Here is a 19,618-nt window from a genome sequence, read left to right as displayed (position 1 = left end):
ACCCTACAGGCCTGGATAGTTACAAAAATTGTTCATGCGAATGTGTTGGCTGACTTTTGCAAAACCAGCAGCCGATTATTCGCTGGCATAGCATTATCTTTCAATAACCTAAGCCCAGTGTGTTCAGCTAAAGCCATCACCGCTTCAAAATCTCGGATGCCACTCAAAGGATCACGGCTTTTCAACCACTGGTCGAAATTGGCATTGCTGTCGCTGGTGTATTTGCCGTTGTAGTTAAATGGCCCATAAATGCAAACCGTTGCAGATGGGTTTAGATAAGTTTGAAATCGTTCAAATAGGATTTCAACATTTTGCCAATTCATGATGTGCAAGGTATTCGCGGTAAAAACTGCATCCACGCCGTCGCAAGGCCAAATTGGACGGGTAACATCAAGAGCTAACGGCTCGCTAAGGTTAGCTAATTGCGCCTCATCTCGCCATGCGTTAATGCCTGGGAGATTTGCGATCACATCTGTTGGTTGCCAAATAAGATGCGATAGTTCGCTGGCAAAATAACACGCATGTTGCCCCGTACCGCTGCCAATTTCCCAAACAGTTGTTGGTTCACTAAATATCTCCCGAATGACCGCCAAAATAGCTGCTTTATTGTTTTCGCAGGCTTGGGAGTAGGGCTTATCCATCTGTATAGCTGGGAATGTCTGTTGCGGTCAATCGAGGCTGATATTGAGTTGCTACAAGTTTTTATCGCATCAGATCCTAATCTGCGCTAAGAATCATCGCTATCTAGGTCATCGTCGGATTTGTCAGGTAAAGTGTCATCAGAACTATTCTCATTTGCGCTCACCTTCGTCATAAACACCATCCCTGAAACTATTACGATCAGCATTACTGCCTCCATCACTAATTTCATCATTGTCATCACCTCTGTTATGAAGTTTGTAGAGCCAGCAGTAAACTATCGTTCAGTGCGCTATAGATTCTGTTTCGACGACTTGTAGACCCCATTCTCCAATCTGTCAATACCTTTTCATTGTTTCCACGCTCCAGCGTGAGAACGAATTTCATACCATTCCGACGAGGCGAAACACAAAGCGTATTTGGCGATATTTCCCTACGAAACGTGGGGTCAATGACTGTTTTTATTACCGTTTTTCTAATCTTCAGAATTAGCTATATAATTGATACTAAACAACTCATCCAACGCCTGATGCACCTCATCAATCCCGGTTTTTTTCAAAGCGGAAAATAACTGCGCTGTTAACGGGATGTTAATGTCTTTAAGCTCGCGTTGAACTTGCAACAAGGTGTTTTTAGCCGCACCAAAAGTCAATTTATCCGCCTTGGTCAGCAAAATGTGTAACGCCAAGCCGGTATGTTGACACCATTCGATCATTTGCCAATCGAATTCGGTTAAGGGATGCCGCACATCCATCACCAAAATAATGGCACACAAGGATTTGCGCTTAGTGAGATATATTTCCATTAGCTGATGCCATTTTTGTTTCACATCGACGGGTACTTTGGCATAACCGTAACCAGGTAGATCAACAAAGCGCTGATTTTCATTGATTTCAAAAAAATTCAGCATTTGCGTCCGGCCTGGGGTTTTGCTCGTCCGTGCCAGGGAATTTTGTCGCGTTAAGGTGTTTATTGCGCTGGATTTACCAGCATTTGAGCGCCCAGCAAAAGCGATTTCCTTACCCACATCCGGCGGAGTATCTTTGAGACTGGGCGAACTATTCATAAATTTTGCTTGATGATAAACTGGATTCATCGCTGTCTCGCTTCGCTGTGGTAAATAAGGTAAAATTTAAGTTGGTTAACGGCCTCGCGCATTAAGGCTACCACACACATAACACGATTCCGAAGGGGAACCTGATGAAGAAAAACTGGTTGGCACTTTTATTGACACCGACATTTGCACTGGCATTATCCTGCACCGCACCTATTTTACATGCTGAAGATACAGTTGCCGCAGGTAATAGTGCGGCAGGAAAGAGTAAAGCAAGTTCTTGCGGCGGTTGTCATGGCGAAAATGGCAATAGTGCGATACCTACGTTCCCTAAACTTGCACAGCAGCATTCATCCTACTTGCTCAACCAATTACACGCATTTAAGGACGGAAACCGTAACGACCCCGTGATGGCACCCATGGCAATGGCTTTAAGCGATGCGGATATGCTTGATATTGCGGCTTATTATTCAGCACAAAGTATTTCAGTAAATCCTGCGCCTACGTTACCGCCAGATGATAATGCTGACGAAGTAGTCGATGAAAATAAAGCTAAAGAAACCCTGAAAAACTTGTTGGTTGTCGGAAGTAATCTGTACCGAAACGGCAATCTTACCAGCGAAGTATCGGCTTGTATCGCCTGTCACGGTCCTGCTGGCGAAGGTAATAAACCCGCTGCATTCCCCGCATTACGGTCACAACATTCCGATTATTTGATAAAAACCCTAACCGATTTTAAGACCGGTGCGCGTAGCAATAATCCTGATAACATGATGGTGATGATTGCAAAGAAAATGAGTGATGAGGAAATCAAGGCTGTTTCCTATCACATTTCGACCATGAAATAAGCGTTAGTATTTAAGCTGAATTATGAGCAGGTTCATTTCCTATTCATTAAGTTGAACTTATACTGTGACATATAAATTGACCATTTGGAGACAAAACCGATGATGAAGAAATTTGCTGGAATTGCAGTATTAGTGTTTTTCTGTTCCTTCTCAGCACTGCTAAGTGCAGAAGAAAAATTAACCTACGAAACCATATCTCCTGCACAACCGACCTCCAATCCAGACAAAATTGAGGTTATAGAATTTTTCTGGTACGGCTGTCCGCATTGCTACAGTTTTGAGCCTTCATTAGCGGCATGGTTAAAAACAAAGCCGAAAAATGTCGATTTCATCCGTATACCTGCGGTATTTAATGAGCAATGGGGCAAACATGCTAAAGCTTATTTTGTTGCTGAAGCTTTAGGCGTTGTTGATGCAGTCCATGCCGATTTTTTTGATGCCATCCAAGAGAAAAAGCAAACCCTTGAAACAGAAGATGAATTAGCCAAATTCTTTGCCGCCCACGGCGTTAAAGATGCGGATTTCCGTGAGACTTATAACTCTTTCATCATTGATTCAAAAATGCGCCAAGCACCAGCTCTTGCTGCAAAGTACGGTATAACTGGCGTTCCGGCAATAATCGTTAACGGCAAATACAGAACCAATGGAACTTTGGCGGGATCTCAAGAAAAAATGACTGATGTAATGAATGAGCTTATTAAAAAAGAAAGCAGCGGGAAATAATACCAGTCCCCAAAAGTTGTTATAGGAATCCACTCACCTTCAACATTACCTGAAATCCGGTTTCCGTTCGCTAATGATGTGGGAAAAGAGTAGCTGTTTGCAAAACTACCAAGTCAAATCATCAGGTACTTGGTAAGCTGCATAGGGGTCTTCTTGTTCAGCAAGCTGTTGATTCAACATATTAAATACGATAACACTGGTTTCATCACGTAATTTGATTTTACCAGCGACTTCGGCGGAGACTATTTCATATTGCTTGCCTAATCGTACAATCGCTAATTGTCCTTGGGTAATCTGTACGCGTTGGATTTTTGATACGTACAAAGTCTTTACCTTGTTGTTATCGGTAAAGTGATAAGCCAAGCCTTCATCGAGCTGATCGGCAAGTGCCTTATCTTTGGGTAACCGGTTTTGCTCAATCAGCTGCTTAACTTGCGCGGCAAGTTGTTTACGCTCTTCTTCCTGCTTGCGCTGTTGATTAAGTTCGCGGTCTTTTTCGGCTTGTTCTAGCCGTACTTTTTGAGCCTGTTGTTTTAAATCATCGGTAACCGCTGTCTTATTGTGCTGCTGTTGCTTTGCTTGCTTATGTTTTTCCGATTTTACGGCTTTTGCCTGCCCAGAACCGACCAATCCGGATTTTAACAATTGCTCTTGTAATGACAATTTTGCCATATTGACTACTCCACGAAACGGTACATTGCATTCTACAGCCCCAAGCGCAGAGGTCAAAAAATTAATCAAGCAGACAGCAAGATATATTTTTGATGCCTACTATCATCAAAAAGTGATGACAAACATTCGTTACATGTAGGAATTTTTCCTTTTTTGCCGGATAACTGGTTATGTGCTTTCCTTTTGGCTAGACTGCTTTAATTTTGCTGTTTTGACAGGTTATGAAGACGAACAAGAATAAATTTTTTCCTGCATTATGCCTTATTGCATTTAACGGCATTGTGTTAGCGGAAGAACAGACTGCGATTGAGTTGGAAGCGGTTGAGGTTATCGGTGTAACGCCGTTGCAGGGCAGTAATTTGTCTGCCGAAAAAATCCCCGCGAATGTACAAACGGTGAATGCCGACCAACTTAAAAAAGCGCAGACGATTTCCCTGTCCGATTATATCAACCGTTATCTGGGCAGCGTGAGCGTCAACGAGGCACAAAACAACCCCCTGCAGCCGGATATTTATTATCGCGGCTTTGTGGCCTCGCCCTTGTTGGGTTTGCCACAGGGTTTATCGACCTACGTGAACGGTGTCCGATTTAACGAACCGTTCGGGGATAGTGTCAACTGGGATTTAATTCCGCAGGGCGCAATTGACAGCATGGCTTTATATCCTGGTTCCAATCCGGTTTACGGCTTGAACAGCCTGGGTGGTTCCATTTCCATCAAAACCAAAACCGGTTTTTCTGCGCCACACCATCAAATTGAAGCTTATGGCGGTTCTTGGGACAGGCATTCTGAGGAACTGACCACGGGCTGGAACAATGGCACGTGGGGTTATTTCCTGGATTTGCATCACTTTGAGGAAAACGGCTGGCGACCTTTCTCACCCAGCAAGGCCGACCAAGCCTTTGGCACGTTAAGCTGGCGCGGCGATAAAGGTTCTTTCGATTTAACACTGGGCGGCAATGACAACCGATTAAGAGGCAACGGCGCAGCGCCGGTGCAATTGCAAGCTATAGACCGAAAAGCAGTTTTTACCCATCCCGACCAAACCGTGACCCGAATGTTTTTCTCCGAGTTGGAAGGTAATTATGATCTTACCAATGACATTCAACTGAGCGGTAATGCTTATTTTCGCCAAAATCGAATCAAGACCTTCAATGGCGATGACAGCGATTTTGAAGCGTGCAATGAAAATGATCCAAATTCCCTGATGTGTGATGAAGACGGTGGCAATGTTATCAGTATTGACAATCAACTGGTCAGGGCGGATGAGGTACTGGCTAACAATGATGATCCAGGCGCAACCAATAACACCAGCGCCACTCAAATGCGTAGCCGTGGCGGCACTTTGCAAGCGACCTTCAACCAGGATTTATTTAAACATCAGAATAATTTAGTCGTCGGTGTCAGTTACGACAACGCCAATGTGCATTTTGCCTCCGATACCGAACTGGCAAGGCTGACCGATGACAGGGGCACGGTAGGCAGTGGTATTTTTGTGGATGAATCCAAAGTTCGCTTACACACCAATACGTCTACTGTAGGGGTATTTTTGACCGATAGTTTTTCAATTACCGATAAGCTCACAGCAACTATCGGAGGACGTTATAACTACAGCCATATCAATATGGAGGATCAGTATATTAACGATCCTGAAAAAAATCTAAATGGCTCGCATACGTATGAAAGGTTAAATCCATCGGCAGGGTTGACTTACCAAGCCTTGGATAATTTGAATGTCTATGGCAGCTACAGCGAATCCTCACGCATACCAACACCCATGGAATTAAGCTGCGCGGATCCTGAAGCGCCTTGTCGTTTGCCGAATGCATTTGTTGCCGACCCACCTTTGCAACAAGTGGTGGCCAAAACCTGGGAGACTGGCGTTAGGGGCGACCTAAACCGCTTTATTCCACATGACGGCGATTTAAAATGGAATCTGGGGTTCTTTCATACCATCAACCATGCCGATATTATTTTTAATCGCGGTGGCGACAGTGTGTCCGAGGGCTTCTTTAGTAATGTCGGGCAAACTCGCCGTTACGGGATCGAAACAGGTGCAACAGCAAATTTTCCGCAGTTGTTGAGCAGTATTGACGACTGGCATTTTTCGACCAACTACACCTACTTAAATGCGCGGTTTCAAGATAGCTTCGATATACAGCATCCCACTGCCGTGGATGCCAATGGTGATCCTATTCGCGCCATTGTAGGTAATGGCGACAGAATTCCCGGCATTCCTGAACATATTTTTAAGGCTTCTATCGGCGTTGATCTTTGGAAAAAATTGTCACTGGGGATAAATGGCACTTATAGCGGGAATAAGGTATTCAGGGGCGATGAAGCCAATCTTACACCTAAATTGTCTGGGTACTGGCTATTTAATGCGACGGCGGAATACAAGGTCACGGAGAACTTCACCTTATTTGGCAAGCTGGATAATATCTTTGATACCCACTACAACTCATTCGGGGTTTTTGGGGTAGCAAACGAAGTGTTGCCAGGATTTAATGATGGACGATTTGTATCCCCAGGCGCACCCCGTGGCGGCTGGATTGGGGTGCGGTTGAGTTTGTAAAGGCACTAAAATGGATGGCGATGGTGAACCGTGCAAACGGCAACTCTAATAGATGACCACCACGCCGTGTCTCCACTGCTATTACAATTCAACACGGATACCAAGCTCAATAACCCGATCCACCGGAATTTTGAAAAATTCAATCGCGCTGGATGAGTTCTGGAACAAGAAACGAGACAACGGCCTGCGCCAGGCAGGCATCTGGCTGCTACGGCGGAACGAGATAAATTCCCTGCCAACAAAAAACGATACTTTTTTCGGATCGGTGTCCAATCCTTGCTGCATACATAATTCCAACGCCCGCCGCACGTCTTGAGGCTGTTTAAAACCAAAATAGAGTTTTACCCGATAAAACTGCCTATTTTCTCCGTAAGACCGGATTTTAACCCGATGCGCCTCGTCAACATAAGGTTCGTCTTTGGTGACGATGGTCAGCACAATGATCTGCTCATGCAGGACATGGTTGTGTTCAAAGTTATGTAAGAATACTTGCGGTACGCCATGTAGGCTTCGGGTCAAATAAATCGCGGTACCTGGTACTGTCGCTGGCGGATTTTTTTGCAATGCTGTTTCAAAATCCTCGAACAATACGCGCTTTTCGTTTTGACGTTCTGTTAACATCTGGCGGCCTTTAATCCAGGTTGTCATAGTCAGGAACAACACCGTAGCAACCGCCAGTGGCAACCAACCACCTGTCGGAATTTTTAGGCTATTGGAAGAGAAAAACAGCACGTCGATGACTAAAAAGCTCGACAAAAAAATCACGCTAGCGGTTGTTTTCCATTTCCAAAGCGCGTTCATGACGATGAAGGCTAGGATGGTATCGATAATCATGGTGCCGGTAACAGCGATACCGTAAGCAGAAGCAAGTGCGGACGAGGATTGAAAACTTAACACCAGCACGAATACGGAAAACATCAGCAGCCAATTAACGGCAGGCACATACACTTGCCCCATTTCGTCGCCGGAGGTATGAAAAATATCCATGCGCGGGCAGTAACCCAATTGAATCGCTTGTCGTGTAATCGAAAACGCCCCTGAGATCACCGCTTGCGAGGCGATGACGGTCGCCAACGTCGATAAGATCAGTAACGGATACAGTGCCCAAGTTGGTGCCAGCAGATAGAAGGGGTTTTGTATTGCTTCAGGATGCCCAATTAACAACGCACCTTGTCCAAAATAGTTCATCAACAGTGCCGGAAATACGAAACCAAACCAGGCGTAACGGATCGGTATTAGGCCGAAATGCCCCATATCAGCGTACAACGCCTCAGCGCCAGTGATCGCCAGCACCACTGCACCCATAATCAAAAATCCGCGCCAGCCAAGTTCCCACAGCAAATGCACCGCATAATAAGGGTTGACGGCCATCAACACGCTCGGCTCTTGGATAATATTGACCACACCCATGACCGCCAGCGCAACAAACCAGAAGCACATCACGGGCGCGAAAATTTTACCGACAGCACCAGTCCCTCTGGCTTGGATGATGAACAACACACTCAATACCGCAATAGTAATGGGCAATACATAATGTTCCAATTGGGGGGCGACGACTTGCAAACCTTCTACCGCACTGAGTACGGAAATTGCCGGCGTAATAATACAATCGCCGTAAAACAACGCCGCACCGAGCAAGCCGATGGTGACGATAAAATGCATTTTGCTGGGATTGTCGTGCGAGCCATGCAACGCCAACGTCATCAACGCCATGATGCCACCTTCGCCTTTGTTGTCGGCACGCATAATGAAAATGGCGTATTTGGTGGTCACTACCAACGTCAATGACCAAAAAATCAGCGATAACACGCCCAAAACATGGTTTTCATCAATCGGCAAACCACCGTGGAAGACTTCTTTGAGTGCATATAAGGGGCTGGTGCCAATATCGCCGAAAACGACACCAATTGCGCCCAGAGCAAGCGTGGTCAGTTGTTGCTTGGAATGATTTTCTGAGTTTGCGGACATATGATGATTGAATGGGGAAGGGTTAATACGCTTTGATTATAATCGAATATTGCGGGTTGACGTTACTCAGGTAGCATAATGGGTTACTTAATAAGCACTTAGTAGTTTGGTGTGGACGTAAGTAGGCTCAGATTTAGTGTGCTGAGGTAGAGCAAACTTTCCAATCAGCCATCATCCCACCCAAGGTAACTCAGGGAAAAACTCTGCCTGCATACGCTTACAATAATCCAACAAGTTTTGCTTGCTCAAAGCATGATCTCTCAGCGGCGATGGGAACGGGCAACCCAGCGTATTGACGAGAACACCATAAGCACAGGCATCCAGGCTAGTTGCCTGTTTACCCATAAAATAAGCTTTGCTGCCGAGAAAATCAGCAAGACTATCAATATCTTCCTTACCGAGTTCAAACATTTCCTCGTGAGTTAAACGCCCTATGCCGTGGCCTTTGATCTGCGACTTAATTTTTACGCGATAAGTCGCCGCCGCCAGATCGTGGGCAATCGGCGGCAAACCACCAAAGATCGCCTGTTTATTTGTTTGCCAGTTTTCTTCCGTGTAATTCCAGCGCGTGACCATGCCTATCCAATACAGATGCTCTTCCAGTAAGCGTTGATACGCCTTGGCAAGGCCTTGTTGTTCTGGGGTAAGTAGTGTCTTGTCAGTATCACCATACTTTTCTTTTAGATAATTCACAATCAAGCGAGAATCTGAGAGCTTGTTTCCCTCGTCTTCAAGATACGGAAGCTTTCCTCGTGGTCCTTTGAGCGGTAGTGTTTCGACAATTTCATGGGGCAGCTTATTCATCCGCAAGTAGGTCTCAACCTTGACGCAGAACACACTTAAATTGGGAATGCCCCAGGTACGGGCAAATTGGTAAAGCTTAATCATCTTTTTACTCCGATTTGGTTGTTATCAAAAGGTCACTGCAATTGTGCAAGTAATCTTAAGCTCACCCGTTGCTTTATACAAGTTTAGACGGGGTTCGTGCTTGGCGGAAACCAAGGCTTGTTGATAAAAAAGTGCAGATTAGCACCAGCTTTGCACTACCTTGTGGCGCAAGCGTTGTTTTTGGTAAGCAAATTTACCAAATAAACAACGTAAATTATCATTCCCTCTCAATCTTAAAAGCCTTAAAATACTTATATTATCAGTATGTTAGCTGTAAATTCTGCGCCGTTTAAATTATTGGCATGTTAACTGCTTCAACATTTATAGAGAGCGTCAGGTTTTTATACCCCACGCTTGGTGACAAGCCTATTTGAAATAGGTAACCTCGCCGTCATCAATATGTCATTAACCTTGGGTAAGCTAAACCTTAATCAACGATGACTCGTTAGATTTGGAGGATAAACAAATGTTAAATGAATTAATTGTAAACACACTTTTGCCTTTATCGAACTCGGCATGGTCTACTTCATGGCCTGTTGAGCTGACCGGCGAGCTGGTGGCTTTCATGCTGATGATCTGCTTTGTCGGCTTGTCTAACTTGGAAGTACGTTTTCCTAAGATAAACCGTCCAACAAAACAAACGCGCCAGTCATATCAAACCAATATCAGCCTATTTGTTTTTAACAGCATCTTGATGTCGGTGTGTTCGGTTTCAACGCTGTTCATCATTGCCGAACGCTATTCAAGCTATGGGCTGCTTAACTATGTGACTAACCCTGCATTAAAGGCACTTTTGGCTTTTTTGGCCGTTGACTTGTTGTTGTATGTTTGGCATCAAGCCTGTCATCGGGTGGATGCTTTATGGCTGTTCCACCGCGTGCATCATAACGATCCTTATTTGAATGTATCGACGGCATTCCGGCTGCATTTTGTGGAGATACTTGTCACTAACATCCTTAAGGCTTTGTTGATTGTTATTCTGGGCATCGACAAAGTGCTGGTGTTGGCGATTGAAACCCTTGTTACCTTGTGCATCATGTTCCATCACACCAACACCAGCTTTAAATACGAACGGTTTTGGGGACGTTTCATGATTGTACCTTTTCTGCACAGGGTGCATCACTCGACTGAGCGGTGCGAACACGACAGCAACTATGGGGCGGTATTTTCGATCTGGGATAGGCTGTTTGGAACCCTGTCAGAAATCGAACCTAAAGCGATAGGTATAAAAGTCAGCTCACCAATGGATTTATTCAACCTGATAAAATTTGGTTTTGGTATAGAAACTCCGGCGGCTCACACTCAGTCCGCAAACTTGAACGTGATGATCGCCGAGGCCGCTTTTTATAAAGCCGAAAAACGCAATTTTTATCCCGGTTATGAAATGCGCGATTGGCTGGAAGCAAAAAAGGATATTTTGAATGCGGTGTATGGAAATAATCATCGCCGCATCCATTTCGGCTGGGAGGCAGTGGTTAATTATTGTAAATTCATGTTATCCAATTTTAATCAGGCATTTCGGCAGCAGTCCCAGAAAGATTTTAAGCAAAGCAATCTTCAGTGGCGTTAAAGCTTATGGACAATAAGCTTATGTTTTGTAATGGAATGATGTGCTATTCGCCTATAAATTCTAATTCTGTATTCGCCAAGGATGGCTTATTTAGAATTTCCCTTTAGTTTTTAATCGAATAAATCAACGAGAATGTAATAAGATAGCCTTCGTTGTTATTTTAATCGAGCCTGTCATGCGTCGTCTTTTATTGTTATGCCTTTTTGCACTACCTGCTTACGCGGTGGATGAACAACCACCCACGCTTGATCCCGTACCCGAAGTGCCTGAACCGCCTTTGCCTGTGCAAAGCGGGGAAGAAATGGAGCCGGACATCACCATTATTCGCAAAGGCAAAAAAACCATCCAAGAATATCGGCAGGGCGGCAAGCTCTACATGGTTAAAATCATCCCTGATGTAGGCCCGCCCTACTACTTTATTGACTCTGATGGCGACGGCAAAATGGATGTCCGTGGCAATGATATGGATAAAGGTAGCCGAGTCAATATGTGGAAAATACTGGAGTGGGACTGAGTTTGTAGTGATCCTATTTGGCTGGTTTTTGCTTAAGGAATTGCTGATAAATCCATCGTCAAGCTTCCTACCCAATCAGTAAAAATGCTACGCAGCATTTCATAATGCAATAGTCAATAGCGGAGAACAGCTAAATTTTGACCGCAATTGCTGAAAGCAGTATGATGCTTTGTGCTAAGAAGTAAGAAAAAACACAGTCTCACCACATCCATCAACTACTTAACAAAAGGACATCAACATGGGTATTTTAGACGCAGTTTTAGGTGTAATTAAAAGCCAAGTCGCCGGCAGTGCCGCTCCAGCAGCAGCCGGTGGTACAGACCATAACCTACTTGAATCGGTTATAGGTATGCTTAGTGATCCCCAATCAGGTGGCTTATCGGGCTTAGTAGAAAAAATTGCCGCAGGCGGACTAGCTGACCAGGTTGCTTCTTGGGTAGGAAAAGGAGAAAACCTGCCTATTTCCGCAGAACAACTCCAAGCTGTGCTAGGTTCGTCCTTTGTACAAGGTCTTGCTGAAAAATTTGGCATCAACACCGCTGATGTAGCTGGCAGTTTGACCAGTTTGCTGCCGCAAATCATTGATAAATTGACCCCAGATGGCGAAGTTCCTGGCGACAACAAATTACTGGAAGCCGGTTTGGCTGGTCTTACTAGCTTGTTTGCTAATAAATCAGCATAAGAAAATCGTCATAATGATAAGGCTTGCAACAATGCAAGCCTTATTGCTCGGATTTATTTATGACCGAGCAATCTATAGCAAACAGTTTTAGAGGACAAATCCATGGACAAACCCAAAGTTGCAGCTAATCACCCTAACGTTAGCGAATTAGCATTAGGAACACATTATTGGTGCGCTTGTGGACACAGCGCAAACGGCAGTTTTTGTGACGGTTCGCATAAAACCACAGCCTTTACGCCGCTAAAATTTGAAATGACCGAAACCAAAACGGTCGCCATCTGCCAATGCAAACAAACCAAAAACCCGCCGTATTGCGATGGCAGTCATAAGGAATTGTGAGTTTGGACTTCGTACTTTAATCTACGGCTAAAAACCGTAGATAATTTTTCATTATTGGCTGATCTCACACTTAGCTGCGTATAAAGATCAAGTCCCAAACACCGTGACCCAAGCGCAGACCGCGTTGCTCAAATTTTGTTAAAGGTCGGTGTGCTGGCCTTTCGCAATAGGTGTCGGTAAGACTCGTATTAGTAAATCGGTTATCTGCCGACAATACTTCCAGCATTGCTTTGGCGTAATGTTCCCAATCGGTTGCGGCATGGAAATAGCCGCCGGGCGGCAATTTACTTGCCAATAAGTTTAAAAAGCTGGCTTGCACGATACGGCGTTTATGGTGTTTTCTTTTGTGCCAAGGATCGGGAAAAAATAAATGGACCGCAGATAAACTGTTATCGGGCAGGTTATTCGTCAATATTTCTATCGCATCGTGGCAATAAACCCTGACGTTTTGCAGACCTTGCTGTTCCAACTGCATCATCAAATGGCCGACACCAGGGCGGTGTACCTCAATACCGATATAGTCCTTATCGGGATTTGCGGCGGCTAACTTAGCCAGACATTCGCCATTACCAAAACCGATTTCAACACACAACGGCGCGTGGCGACCAAACACTTGGCGCACATCCAATGCCTTATATGGGGCAAGGCAGTAGTTGTCCCAATGATTTTCCAAGGCGAATTCCTGTCCTTGGGTGATGCGACCTTGGCGACGGATAAAGCTGCGGATTTTCCGGGTTGGGGATTGTTCGGACATTAAGTACATAAAGTAGGGTGCATTTTATGCACCATGAGATCTTAATTTTGATTGGCGATATTATAATTACTCAATCGGCTATGTCACCTAACCTTAGTTTAGGTGTATAGAATGCACCCTACTCGACTAAGTTTGTACTCCAACATTCGCTGTTTATCAGGAATCAAAAAACATGTTTTTTGACTCCGTATTTCTTAATTTAAGGCAACTCGTGCGGTGAGGAACGAACCGCATCCACGAAATATTGCGGACTTAAAAAAACAATCCATCAATCGGCGATGAAGCCGAAGCGAAACGCTTACGTGGCATACGCCCAGCCAGGAAAGCTTCCCGCCCCGCTTCTATGCCTTTCTTCATAGCAGAAGCCATAAGAATAGGATTTTTGGCTTCGGCAATGGCGGTGTTCATTAAAACGCCCGCACAACCTAGCTCCATTGCGATAGCCGCATCGGATGCCGTACCAACGCCAGCATCAACTAATATTGGAACATTAGCATTTTCCACGATGGTCAGGATGTTGTAGGGATTACGGATGCCTAAGCCGGAGCCAATCGGTGCTGCCAGCGGCATTACTGCAACACAGCCGATGTCTTCCAGCCGTTTGGCGGCAATGGGGTCGTCGTTGGTGTACACCATGACATCGAAGCCTTCTTTGACCAGCAATTCGGCGGCAACAAAGGTTTGCGCGACATCGGGGAACAGGGTCTTCTGGTCGGCCAACACTTCCAACTTGACTAGCTTGTGTCCGCCGAGCAGTTCCCGCGCCAAGCGGCAAGTCCTTACCGCATCTTCAGCAGTATAACAACCGGCAGTGTTGGGTAAAATGGTGTATTTATCCGGTGGAATAACATCCAGCAAATTAGGCTCGCCAGGATTTTGCCCGATATTGCTGCGGCGTATCGCAACGGTGACAATTTCTGCGCCACTGGCTGCTATAGCTAACCGCGTTTCTTCCATATCTTTGTATTTGCCCGTGCCAACCAATAAGCGTGAACGGTAAGCAATACCTGCAATGGTAAACGTGTCGTCTTGCCCACCACCAATCGCATGGACAATTTCGAGATGATCGCCATTGTGAAGCAACTGGTTTTGGTACTGATCGAAAGGCAAGATTTCTTTATTCAATTCAACAGCAATCCGTTTGCCAGCCAACCCCATGTTTTCGATAATATCGGCTACTTTCTTATCGCCAGAAAGCTCGTGGCTTTCACCATTGACATAAACGATCATAATTTTGAATTCCGGCGTTTTTGCACAGCTTTAGCCAAGTTTTTTAGGAGTGGCACGGTGTCATCCCAGCTCAAGCAGGCATCGGTAATGCTTTGTCCATAGGTTAAGGGTTGGTCGTCAATCACCTCTTGCCGACCTGCTTTAAGGTGGCTTTCTATCATCGTACCCATAATCCTGCGATCCCCACCGGCTATTTGCCCAGCGACATCTTCGCCGACGATAAGTTGTCTATGACATTGCTTTAAACTGTTAGCATGGCTGAAGTCGATCATAATATTTGATTTTAGATCGGCTTTTATTAGCCCTTTTGCCACTTGCTCAACACTGACTGCATCATAATTGGGCTGACCATTGCCGCCTCTTAAAATGATATGTACATCGTCATTACCCGTTGTGGAAAAAATCGCCGAATGTCCCGCCTTGGTCATCGACAAGAAATGATGCGGACTCATCGCTGCACCTATTGCATCAATAGCGATTTTTATGGTGCCGTCGGTGGAATTTTTAAAACCGATTGGGCAAGATACGCCCGAAGCCAGTTCTCGGTGTCCTTGGCTTTCTGTGGTTCTAGCACCAATCGCGCCCCAGGCAATCAAGTCAGAAATGTACTGCGGCGTGATTAAATCCAGGTATTCCGTCGCGGCCGGCATACCCATATTATTCAAATCCAGCAATAACTGTCTGGCAACGCGCAAGCCTTTATTGATATTGAAGCTGGAATTTATATCGGGATCGTTTATCAGTCCTTTCCAACCCACCGTGGTGCGTGGCTTCTCAAAATAAACCCGCATGACAATCAACAGATCTTTTTTTAATTCATCTTTAACTGCTTTTAGCAGACTGCCATATTCTTTTGCGGCTTGGGTGTCGTGAATTGAACACGGCCCTACCACAACCAGCAAGCGGTCATCTCTGCCATTTAGAATGTTATGTATATCATGCCTTGCTTTAAGCGTTGTTAGCGCGGCAATGTCACTGAGCGGCATTTCATCATGAACCTGGACAGGCGCAATGACTTCTTTGGTCTCACAAATTCTCAGGTCGTCAGTTTTATAGGATGTTTGCATGTGGTGTTATTAACCAGTTTTGTCTGTTGGTACTTCGTAGGTGCTATTTTAACTGTTTTTATTGGGTGTTGTCAGTGCTTACTGTATGTTCGATATGGTTGATGTAATTCGAAACCGTTTGCTAATGGGGAACTAACAGCATTTTCTATGCCAAACATAGTAGGTAATTGTACGTATATATTTGTTTTGAATACTTTGGTATTTTCCCCCAATGTAAAAATCCGTTGGAAGTAAAAAATTATTTTTGATGGGATTTTACATAAAAGGCAATTGACTTTGTGCACAAAGCAATGCTGCCATGCTACACCTGTTGCGAAATAGGGTCGGAAAGCTACAGATCTTTGAAATAATCCAAGATGGCTGAGTTGCAAAATACTTTTTTTAGATTATTAAATATTATACTTGGAGAAATAAAATGAAAAAAATCTTACCCTTGTTATTCTTTGCAACTGTGGTTCTCTCAGTTTCAAATCATGCTCAAGCGGCGGTATTCACCATTGGAGACGATGATGGTTACGGTATCGGTATTGCCAATAACGCCACACACCCTTTCAATGGCTTTAGCGCAAACTATGATGGTCGTAGTGCAGCCGAAATGGCTGCAACCAACGGTGCACAATTCACTGACACTTATAGCACTACTCATCCAGGTTTTGGGCCCCAAGCTGGAACTGTAGCTACCTTCAACTTTTCGGGCTTAGGTAGTGGCTGGACAGCAGGACATCTGGAGTTCGATATGGCTGATTTCCAAGCCTCAACCTTTGGCGCGGTCGCTGTGGATTTCAATGGCATTGTGCAGAACTGGGCGTTCAATGACGGATTTCCTAATACGGCTTTACGTACATTTAATCTTGAACAAGCAGTTCTTGATTCGATCAACAGCACGGGTGCGCTTATTGTGAATATTAACCGCAACCTAAGTAACGATTTCTATGGCTTTGACTATGCTAGGCTGTCTGATATTAATGTTGGTACCGTGGTGCCTGTTCCTGCTGCCCTTTGGCTATTCGGATCAGCTATAGCTGGACTGAGTTCATTTGCTCGTCGCAAGCAAGCTGCATCAGCATAAAGATATAAACGCAAATATAGGGGCGTTAACACTTTCCGATAAAAGTGATAGCGCTCCTTCTCAATTTAAGTTTTCTCAGGAATATTTGGATTGCCCAAGTTTTCCAAGCTGACTTTTAAGGCAGCCAAAAAAGCCTGATTTTCTTCGGGCTTGCCGATGGTGACACGTAAGCAGTCTGCCAATAATCCGCCTTGATGACTCATATTTTTGATTAAAACGCCCTGTTGTTTAATGGCTGTGAAAATGTCAGTTGCCATATCTTTAGGTGTCTTGAACAGGATAAAATTTGCGGCACTGGGATAAACGGTAATGCCATCCAGGTTGCTGAGTTGGTCGTAGACATGTGTACGTTCTGTGCAAATTTTTTGGGTTTGCTCGTCAAACAGCGCATGATGAGTCAGTGCAAAGTGGGCGGTAGCTTGAGTGAGAATATTAATGTTGTAGGGAAGTCGGATTTTATTGAGTTGTTCAATAACACTTGACGCACCGACGAGGTAGCCCAGACGTAATCCTGCCAAGCCCAGTTTGGAAACGGTTCGCATCACCAACAGGTTTTCGTGCTGTGTCAGTTCATTGATAAAACTGGCATCGGCGAAAGGCGCGTAGGCTTCGTCCACAATGACCAAACCATTTGCAGCGGCAATGATTTTATTTATAGCTTCAGCACTAAACAGATTGCCAGTAGGATTATTGGGATAGGCCAAAAATATAAGGCTGGGTTGATGTGCCACAATCGCAGCCAGCATGGACGGCAAATCTAGCTCGAAGCTATCGGGCAGTAAAGGCGTATTGATAAAACTCAAGCCTAGCGAATGGCTGATTTGCTGGTACATCACGAAGCTGGGTTGTGCAGACAACACACTGGCATTAGGTGGCAAGGCCATCAGCAGAATCTGGATAAGCTCATCAGAACCATTGCCCAACAACACATCAAGCACTGACGGAATGTTATTTTGTTCCCTAATCGTTTGCGTGAGTTGCTTTGCCTCTGGATCTGGATAACGGTTTAGTTCGCAGGTTTTCAATGTTTCCAGCCATCTTTGAGTAAGGTCATCCGGCCAGCTATAAGGGTTTTCCATCGCATCCAGCTTAATCAAACCGCTCGCATCTGCAACCTTATAAGCGGACATTGCCAAGACTTCGTTGCGAAAAATGGCGGCAGTTTTGTTATTCAAAAGCATTATTCTTGGATGTGTCGCAAAAGTTGAAAGAAGTTTTTCGATGGTCTAACTGTAGATTTATCTCATAATTTTATCATAGCTCTTTACTGTGAAGTGGTGGTTAAACTTAAAACATCAATAACCCAATAGAACCCAACCGATCCACGACCATTGGGTCGTCTACCTCGGCTTTAGTGAATTGGATAATGAAATTCAATACCGCGTTTGGGTGCCATTAAGGGTTGCCAACAATACCGTGTAAGTAAATCAACCCTACGTTCTGTTTATCAATTTTTGCTGATGCGTTTTTTATTGTGTTTTTCATGGATTTCTCACACCATACCTATAATTTGCAAAGTACTGCGTAGGTGTAAATAAGTTTGTAATTATTTGACATGACTATGTACAAGTCACAGGTAGTGCTGAATCTACATGAGCTAACACCTTGAAAGAAATAAAGACTGTTTGTCCTAACCTGTGCATTGTATATAGCCATGTTATTTGATATTTTCTAACTTGGTTATTTACCAATGCAGAAACTGGAAAATATTTTCCCCAAAAGGTCATCTGACGTAAATTCTCCTGTGATTTCAGCAAGAGCCTGTTGGGCTTGCCGTAAATCTTCTGCTACGAGTTCGCTGGCTTGGGTGGTTTGTAGTTGGTGCAGGGCGTTTTGGATGAGTTCGTAGCCGTTTTTTAGGGCTTCAAGGTGGCGGGTTCTGGCTATGAAGATGTCTTCTGCGGTATCGTTGTAGCCGACGCTTTGTTTCAGGTGTTGGATGAGTAAATCCATGCCTACGCCAGTTTTAATGGATAGGTAGATTTGTGTGCCTGATTCTGTGTTTTGTATTTCCGGCTCGGAATTTACTAAATCTATTTTGTTGTAGACGGTTGTAATGTCCAGGTCTTCGGGGATAGCGTCCAGTAATGTTTGGGGTTCTGTCTCTCTGATGTCGATAAGCAACAGTACTTTGTCGGCTTTGCGGATTTCTTCCTGAGCGCGACGAATACCTTCTTGCTCTATGGCATTTGAGCTTTCTCTCAAACCCGCCGTGTCAATGATGTGCAGCGGCATTCCGTCGAGTTGGATGCGTTCGCGCAACACGTCCCGCGTGGTGCCGGCTATGTCGGTAACGATGGCGGCATCGTGTCCTGCGAGCGCATTGAGTAGGCTGGATTTTCCGGCATTCGGTTTTCCCGCCAATACAACGGTCATGCCATCACGCAATAACCGCCCTTGTTTGGCGGTTTGTTGGATTTCTTCTAATCTTTTTACCAGACTTACTAGCCGATTTTCGACCACTCCATCGGTTAAAAAATCGATTTCTTCATCGACAAAATCAATCGCCGCTTCAATGTAGATTCTAAGTTCGGTGAGCTCGGTAATCAGCAGATTGATCTGCTCGGAAAACACGCCTTGCATGGAGCGTTGCGCGGAGCGTACGGATTGCTCGGTGCTGCTTGTTATCAAATCGGCTATGGCTTCGGCTTGAGCCAAATCGAGCTTGTTGTTGAGGAAAGCGCGTTCGGTGAATTCCCCTGGCCTGGCTAATCTTGCGCCCAATGCTAATACATGCCGTAGTAGCATGTTGAGGACTACCGAGCCGCCATGACCCTGGAGTTCAAGTACATCTTCGCCAGTATAAGAAGCGGGGGCTGGAAAGTAGAGGGCTATGCCGGAATCAATAACGGCATTGTCTTGATCGAGAAAGCTTGAGAATTGCGCCGTTCTAGGCGTTAAGGCTTTTTTTGTTAGTTTGGTTGCGATTTCAGTAACTAATCCACCTGAAATTCGGATGATACCGACACCTCCGTTACCGGAGGGTGTCGCTATGGCTGCAATGGTGTCTATGTGTTCAATGTCCAAT

The 19,618-nt window shown here is 44.9% G+C and carries 18 protein-coding genes and 1 riboswitch; of the genes, 8 read left to right on the top strand and 10 right to left on the bottom strand.

Annotated elements, in window-relative coordinates; genetic code table 11:
* Positions 1–32 precede the first annotated feature (32 nt).
* Positions 33–641 carry a DUF938 domain-containing protein gene (locus tag AC1YY3_RS00845; protein ID WP_481823814.1) on the bottom strand — a complete coding sequence of 203 codons (609 nt, stop codon included), beginning with the start codon at positions 639–641 and terminating at the stop codon, positions 33–35.
* Between the two features lie 473 nt (positions 642–1,114).
* On the bottom strand, positions 1,115–1,735 hold the full coding sequence (gene yihA, locus AC1YY3_RS00840; protein WP_481823813.1) for a ribosome biogenesis GTP-binding protein YihA/YsxC: 621 nt from the start codon (positions 1,733–1,735) through the stop codon (positions 1,115–1,117).
* 104 nt (positions 1,736–1,839) lie between these two features.
* Between yihA and AC1YY3_RS00835 the strand changes: the two genes are divergently transcribed.
* Together AC1YY3_RS00835 and AC1YY3_RS00830 are read left to right on the top strand one after the other, a co-directional pair.
* Complete coding sequence (locus tag AC1YY3_RS00835) at positions 1,840–2,541, top strand: c-type cytochrome (protein WP_481823812.1); 702 nt, start codon at positions 1,840–1,842, stop codon at positions 2,539–2,541.
* A 99-nt stretch (positions 2,542–2,640) separates the two neighbouring features.
* Positions 2,641–3,264, top strand: a complete 624-nt coding sequence (locus AC1YY3_RS00830) for a thiol:disulfide interchange protein DsbA/DsbL (protein WP_481823811.1) — start codon at positions 2,641–2,643, stop codon at positions 3,262–3,264.
* Between the two features lie 105 nt (positions 3,265–3,369).
* On the opposite strand, the gene AC1YY3_RS00825 is transcribed toward AC1YY3_RS00830, so the two are convergent.
* A complete protein-coding gene (locus AC1YY3_RS00825; RefSeq protein ID WP_481823810.1) occupies positions 3,370–3,936 on the bottom strand; it encodes a DUF2058 domain-containing protein in 567 nt (188 codons plus the stop codon).
* A 221-nt stretch (positions 3,937–4,157) separates the two neighbouring features.
* Between AC1YY3_RS00825 and AC1YY3_RS00820 the strand changes: the two genes are divergently transcribed.
* Positions 4,158–6,509, top strand: a complete 2,352-nt coding sequence (locus AC1YY3_RS00820) for a TonB-dependent receptor (RefSeq protein ID WP_481823809.1) — start codon at positions 4,158–4,160, stop codon at positions 6,507–6,509.
* Between the two features lie 81 nt (positions 6,510–6,590).
* Here AC1YY3_RS00820 and AC1YY3_RS00815 read toward each other — a convergent pair whose 3' ends face one another.
* Together AC1YY3_RS00815 and AC1YY3_RS00810 are read right to left on the bottom strand one after the other, a co-directional pair.
* A complete protein-coding gene (locus tag AC1YY3_RS00815) occupies positions 6,591–8,477 on the bottom strand; it encodes a potassium transporter Kup (RefSeq protein WP_481823808.1) in 1,887 nt (628 codons plus the stop codon).
* 171 nt (positions 8,478–8,648) lie between these two features.
* Positions 8,649–9,365 carry a glutathione S-transferase family protein gene (locus tag AC1YY3_RS00810; protein ID WP_481823807.1) on the bottom strand — a complete coding sequence of 239 codons (717 nt, stop codon included), beginning with the start codon at positions 9,363–9,365 and terminating at the stop codon, positions 8,649–8,651.
* Between the two features lie 466 nt (positions 9,366–9,831).
* Here AC1YY3_RS00810 and AC1YY3_RS00805 point away from each other — a divergent pair, with 466 nt between their 5' ends.
* The 4 genes from AC1YY3_RS00805 to AC1YY3_RS00790 all read left to right on the top strand — a co-directional run bounded on the left by AC1YY3_RS00805 (position 9,832) and on the right by AC1YY3_RS00790 (position 12,470).
* The gene (locus AC1YY3_RS00805; protein ID WP_481823806.1) at positions 9,832–10,935 is read left to right on the top strand and encodes a sterol desaturase family protein; all 1,104 of its coding nucleotides are present in this window, start codon (positions 9,832–9,834) and stop codon (positions 10,933–10,935) included.
* 175 nt (positions 10,936–11,110) lie between these two features.
* Positions 11,111–11,449 carry a DUF2782 domain-containing protein gene (locus AC1YY3_RS00800; RefSeq protein WP_481823805.1) on the top strand — a complete coding sequence of 113 codons (339 nt, stop codon included), beginning with the start codon at positions 11,111–11,113 and terminating at the stop codon, positions 11,447–11,449.
* A gap of 238 nt (positions 11,450–11,687) precedes the next feature.
* Positions 11,688–12,131 (top strand): YidB family protein, encoded by a 444-nt coding sequence (locus tag AC1YY3_RS00795; protein ID WP_481823804.1) that lies wholly within the window; start codon positions 11,688–11,690, stop codon positions 12,129–12,131.
* A gap of 102 nt (positions 12,132–12,233) precedes the next feature.
* Positions 12,234–12,470, top strand: a complete 237-nt coding sequence (locus tag AC1YY3_RS00790; RefSeq protein ID WP_481823803.1) for a CDGSH iron-sulfur domain-containing protein — start codon at positions 12,234–12,236, stop codon at positions 12,468–12,470.
* A 70-nt stretch (positions 12,471–12,540) separates the two neighbouring features.
* Here AC1YY3_RS00790 and trmB read toward each other — a convergent pair whose 3' ends face one another.
* The 3 genes from trmB to AC1YY3_RS00775 all read right to left on the bottom strand — a co-directional run bounded on the left by trmB (position 12,541) and on the right by AC1YY3_RS00775 (position 15,521).
* A complete protein-coding gene (trmB, locus tag AC1YY3_RS00785; RefSeq protein ID WP_481823802.1) occupies positions 12,541–13,224 on the bottom strand; it encodes a tRNA (guanosine(46)-N7)-methyltransferase TrmB in 684 nt (227 codons plus the stop codon).
* Positions 13,225–13,476: 252 nt separating this feature from the next.
* Entirely contained in the window at positions 13,477–14,454 is a 978-nt protein-coding gene (thiS, locus tag AC1YY3_RS00780; protein ID WP_481823801.1) for a sulfur carrier protein ThiS, read from the bottom strand.
* Positions 14,451–15,521: a 3-deoxy-7-phosphoheptulonate synthase gene (locus tag AC1YY3_RS00775; RefSeq protein ID WP_481823800.1), complete on the bottom strand. Its 1,071-nt coding sequence runs from the start codon at positions 15,519–15,521 to the stop codon at positions 14,451–14,453. Before AC1YY3_RS00775 ends, thiS begins: the two co-directional genes overlap by 4 nt.
* Positions 15,522–15,811: 290 nt before the next feature.
* Positions 15,812–15,894, top strand: a riboswitch (cyclic di-GMP riboswitch).
* Between the two features lie 42 nt (positions 15,895–15,936).
* On the opposite strand from AC1YY3_RS00775, the gene AC1YY3_RS00770 reads away from it, so the two are divergent.
* Positions 15,937–16,590: a VPLPA-CTERM sorting domain-containing protein gene (locus AC1YY3_RS00770; RefSeq protein WP_481823799.1), complete on the top strand. Its 654-nt coding sequence runs from the start codon at positions 15,937–15,939 to the stop codon at positions 16,588–16,590.
* A 65-nt stretch (positions 16,591–16,655) separates the two neighbouring features.
* On the opposite strand, the gene hisC is transcribed toward AC1YY3_RS00770, so the two are convergent.
* Complete coding sequence (gene hisC, locus AC1YY3_RS00765; RefSeq protein ID WP_481823798.1) at positions 16,656–17,771, bottom strand: histidinol-phosphate transaminase; 1,116 nt, start codon at positions 17,769–17,771, stop codon at positions 16,656–16,658.
* Between the two features lie 499 nt (positions 17,772–18,270).
* Positions 18,271–19,617, bottom strand: coding sequence for a tRNA uridine-5-carboxymethylaminomethyl(34) synthesis GTPase MnmE (mnmE, locus tag AC1YY3_RS00760; protein WP_481823797.1), 1,347 nt, complete (start codon positions 19,615–19,617; stop codon positions 18,271–18,273).
* Position 19,618 lies beyond the last annotated feature (1 nt).

Source organism: Methyloglobulus sp., from assembly GCF_964779595.1.
This window is presented reverse-complemented; position numbering and strand designations above follow the sequence as displayed.

Bases quoted from the DNA above. Each gene is read 5' to 3' on its own strand.
- AC1YY3_RS00795 (WP_481823804.1), top strand. From the start codon at position 11,688: ATGGGTATTTTAGACGCAGTTTTAGGTGTAATTAAAAGCCAAGTCGCC.
- AC1YY3_RS00835 (WP_481823812.1), top strand. From the start codon at position 1,840: ATGAAGAAAAACTGGTTGGCACTTTTATTGACACCGACATTTGCACTG.
- AC1YY3_RS00820 (WP_481823809.1), top strand. From the start codon at position 4,158: ATGAAGACGAACAAGAATAAATTTTTTCCTGCATTATGCCTTATTGCA.
- AC1YY3_RS00805 (WP_481823806.1), top strand. From the start codon at position 9,832: ATGTTAAATGAATTAATTGTAAACACACTTTTGCCTTTATCGAACTCG.
- yihA (WP_481823813.1), bottom strand. From the start codon at position 1,735: ATGAATCCAGTTTATCATCAAGCAAAATTTATGAATAGTTCGCCCAGT.
- AC1YY3_RS00770 (WP_481823799.1), top strand. From the start codon at position 15,937: ATGAAAAAAATCTTACCCTTGTTATTCTTTGCAACTGTGGTTCTCTCA.
- trmB (WP_481823802.1), bottom strand. From the start codon at position 13,224: ATGTCCGAACAATCCCCAACCCGGAAAATCCGCAGCTTTATCCGTCGC.
- AC1YY3_RS00775 (WP_481823800.1), bottom strand. From the start codon at position 15,521: ATGCAAACATCCTATAAAACTGACGACCTGAGAATTTGTGAGACCAAA.
- thiS (WP_481823801.1), bottom strand. From the start codon at position 14,454: ATGATCGTTTATGTCAATGGTGAAAGCCACGAGCTTTCTGGCGATAAG.
- AC1YY3_RS00810 (WP_481823807.1), bottom strand. From the start codon at position 9,365: ATGATTAAGCTTTACCAATTTGCCCGTACCTGGGGCATTCCCAATTTA.
- AC1YY3_RS00845 (WP_481823814.1), bottom strand. From the start codon at position 641: ATGGATAAGCCCTACTCCCAAGCCTGCGAAAACAATAAAGCAGCTATT.
- AC1YY3_RS00825 (WP_481823810.1), bottom strand. From the start codon at position 3,936: ATGGCAAAATTGTCATTACAAGAGCAATTGTTAAAATCCGGATTGGTC.
- AC1YY3_RS00800 (WP_481823805.1), top strand. From the start codon at position 11,111: ATGCGTCGTCTTTTATTGTTATGCCTTTTTGCACTACCTGCTTACGCG.
- AC1YY3_RS00790 (WP_481823803.1), top strand. From the start codon at position 12,234: ATGGACAAACCCAAAGTTGCAGCTAATCACCCTAACGTTAGCGAATTA.
- hisC (WP_481823798.1), bottom strand. From the start codon at position 17,771: ATGCTTTTGAATAACAAAACTGCCGCCATTTTTCGCAACGAAGTCTTG.
- AC1YY3_RS00830 (WP_481823811.1), top strand. From the start codon at position 2,641: ATGATGAAGAAATTTGCTGGAATTGCAGTATTAGTGTTTTTCTGTTCC.
- AC1YY3_RS00815 (WP_481823808.1), bottom strand. From the start codon at position 8,477: ATGTCCGCAAACTCAGAAAATCATTCCAAGCAACAACTGACCACGCTT.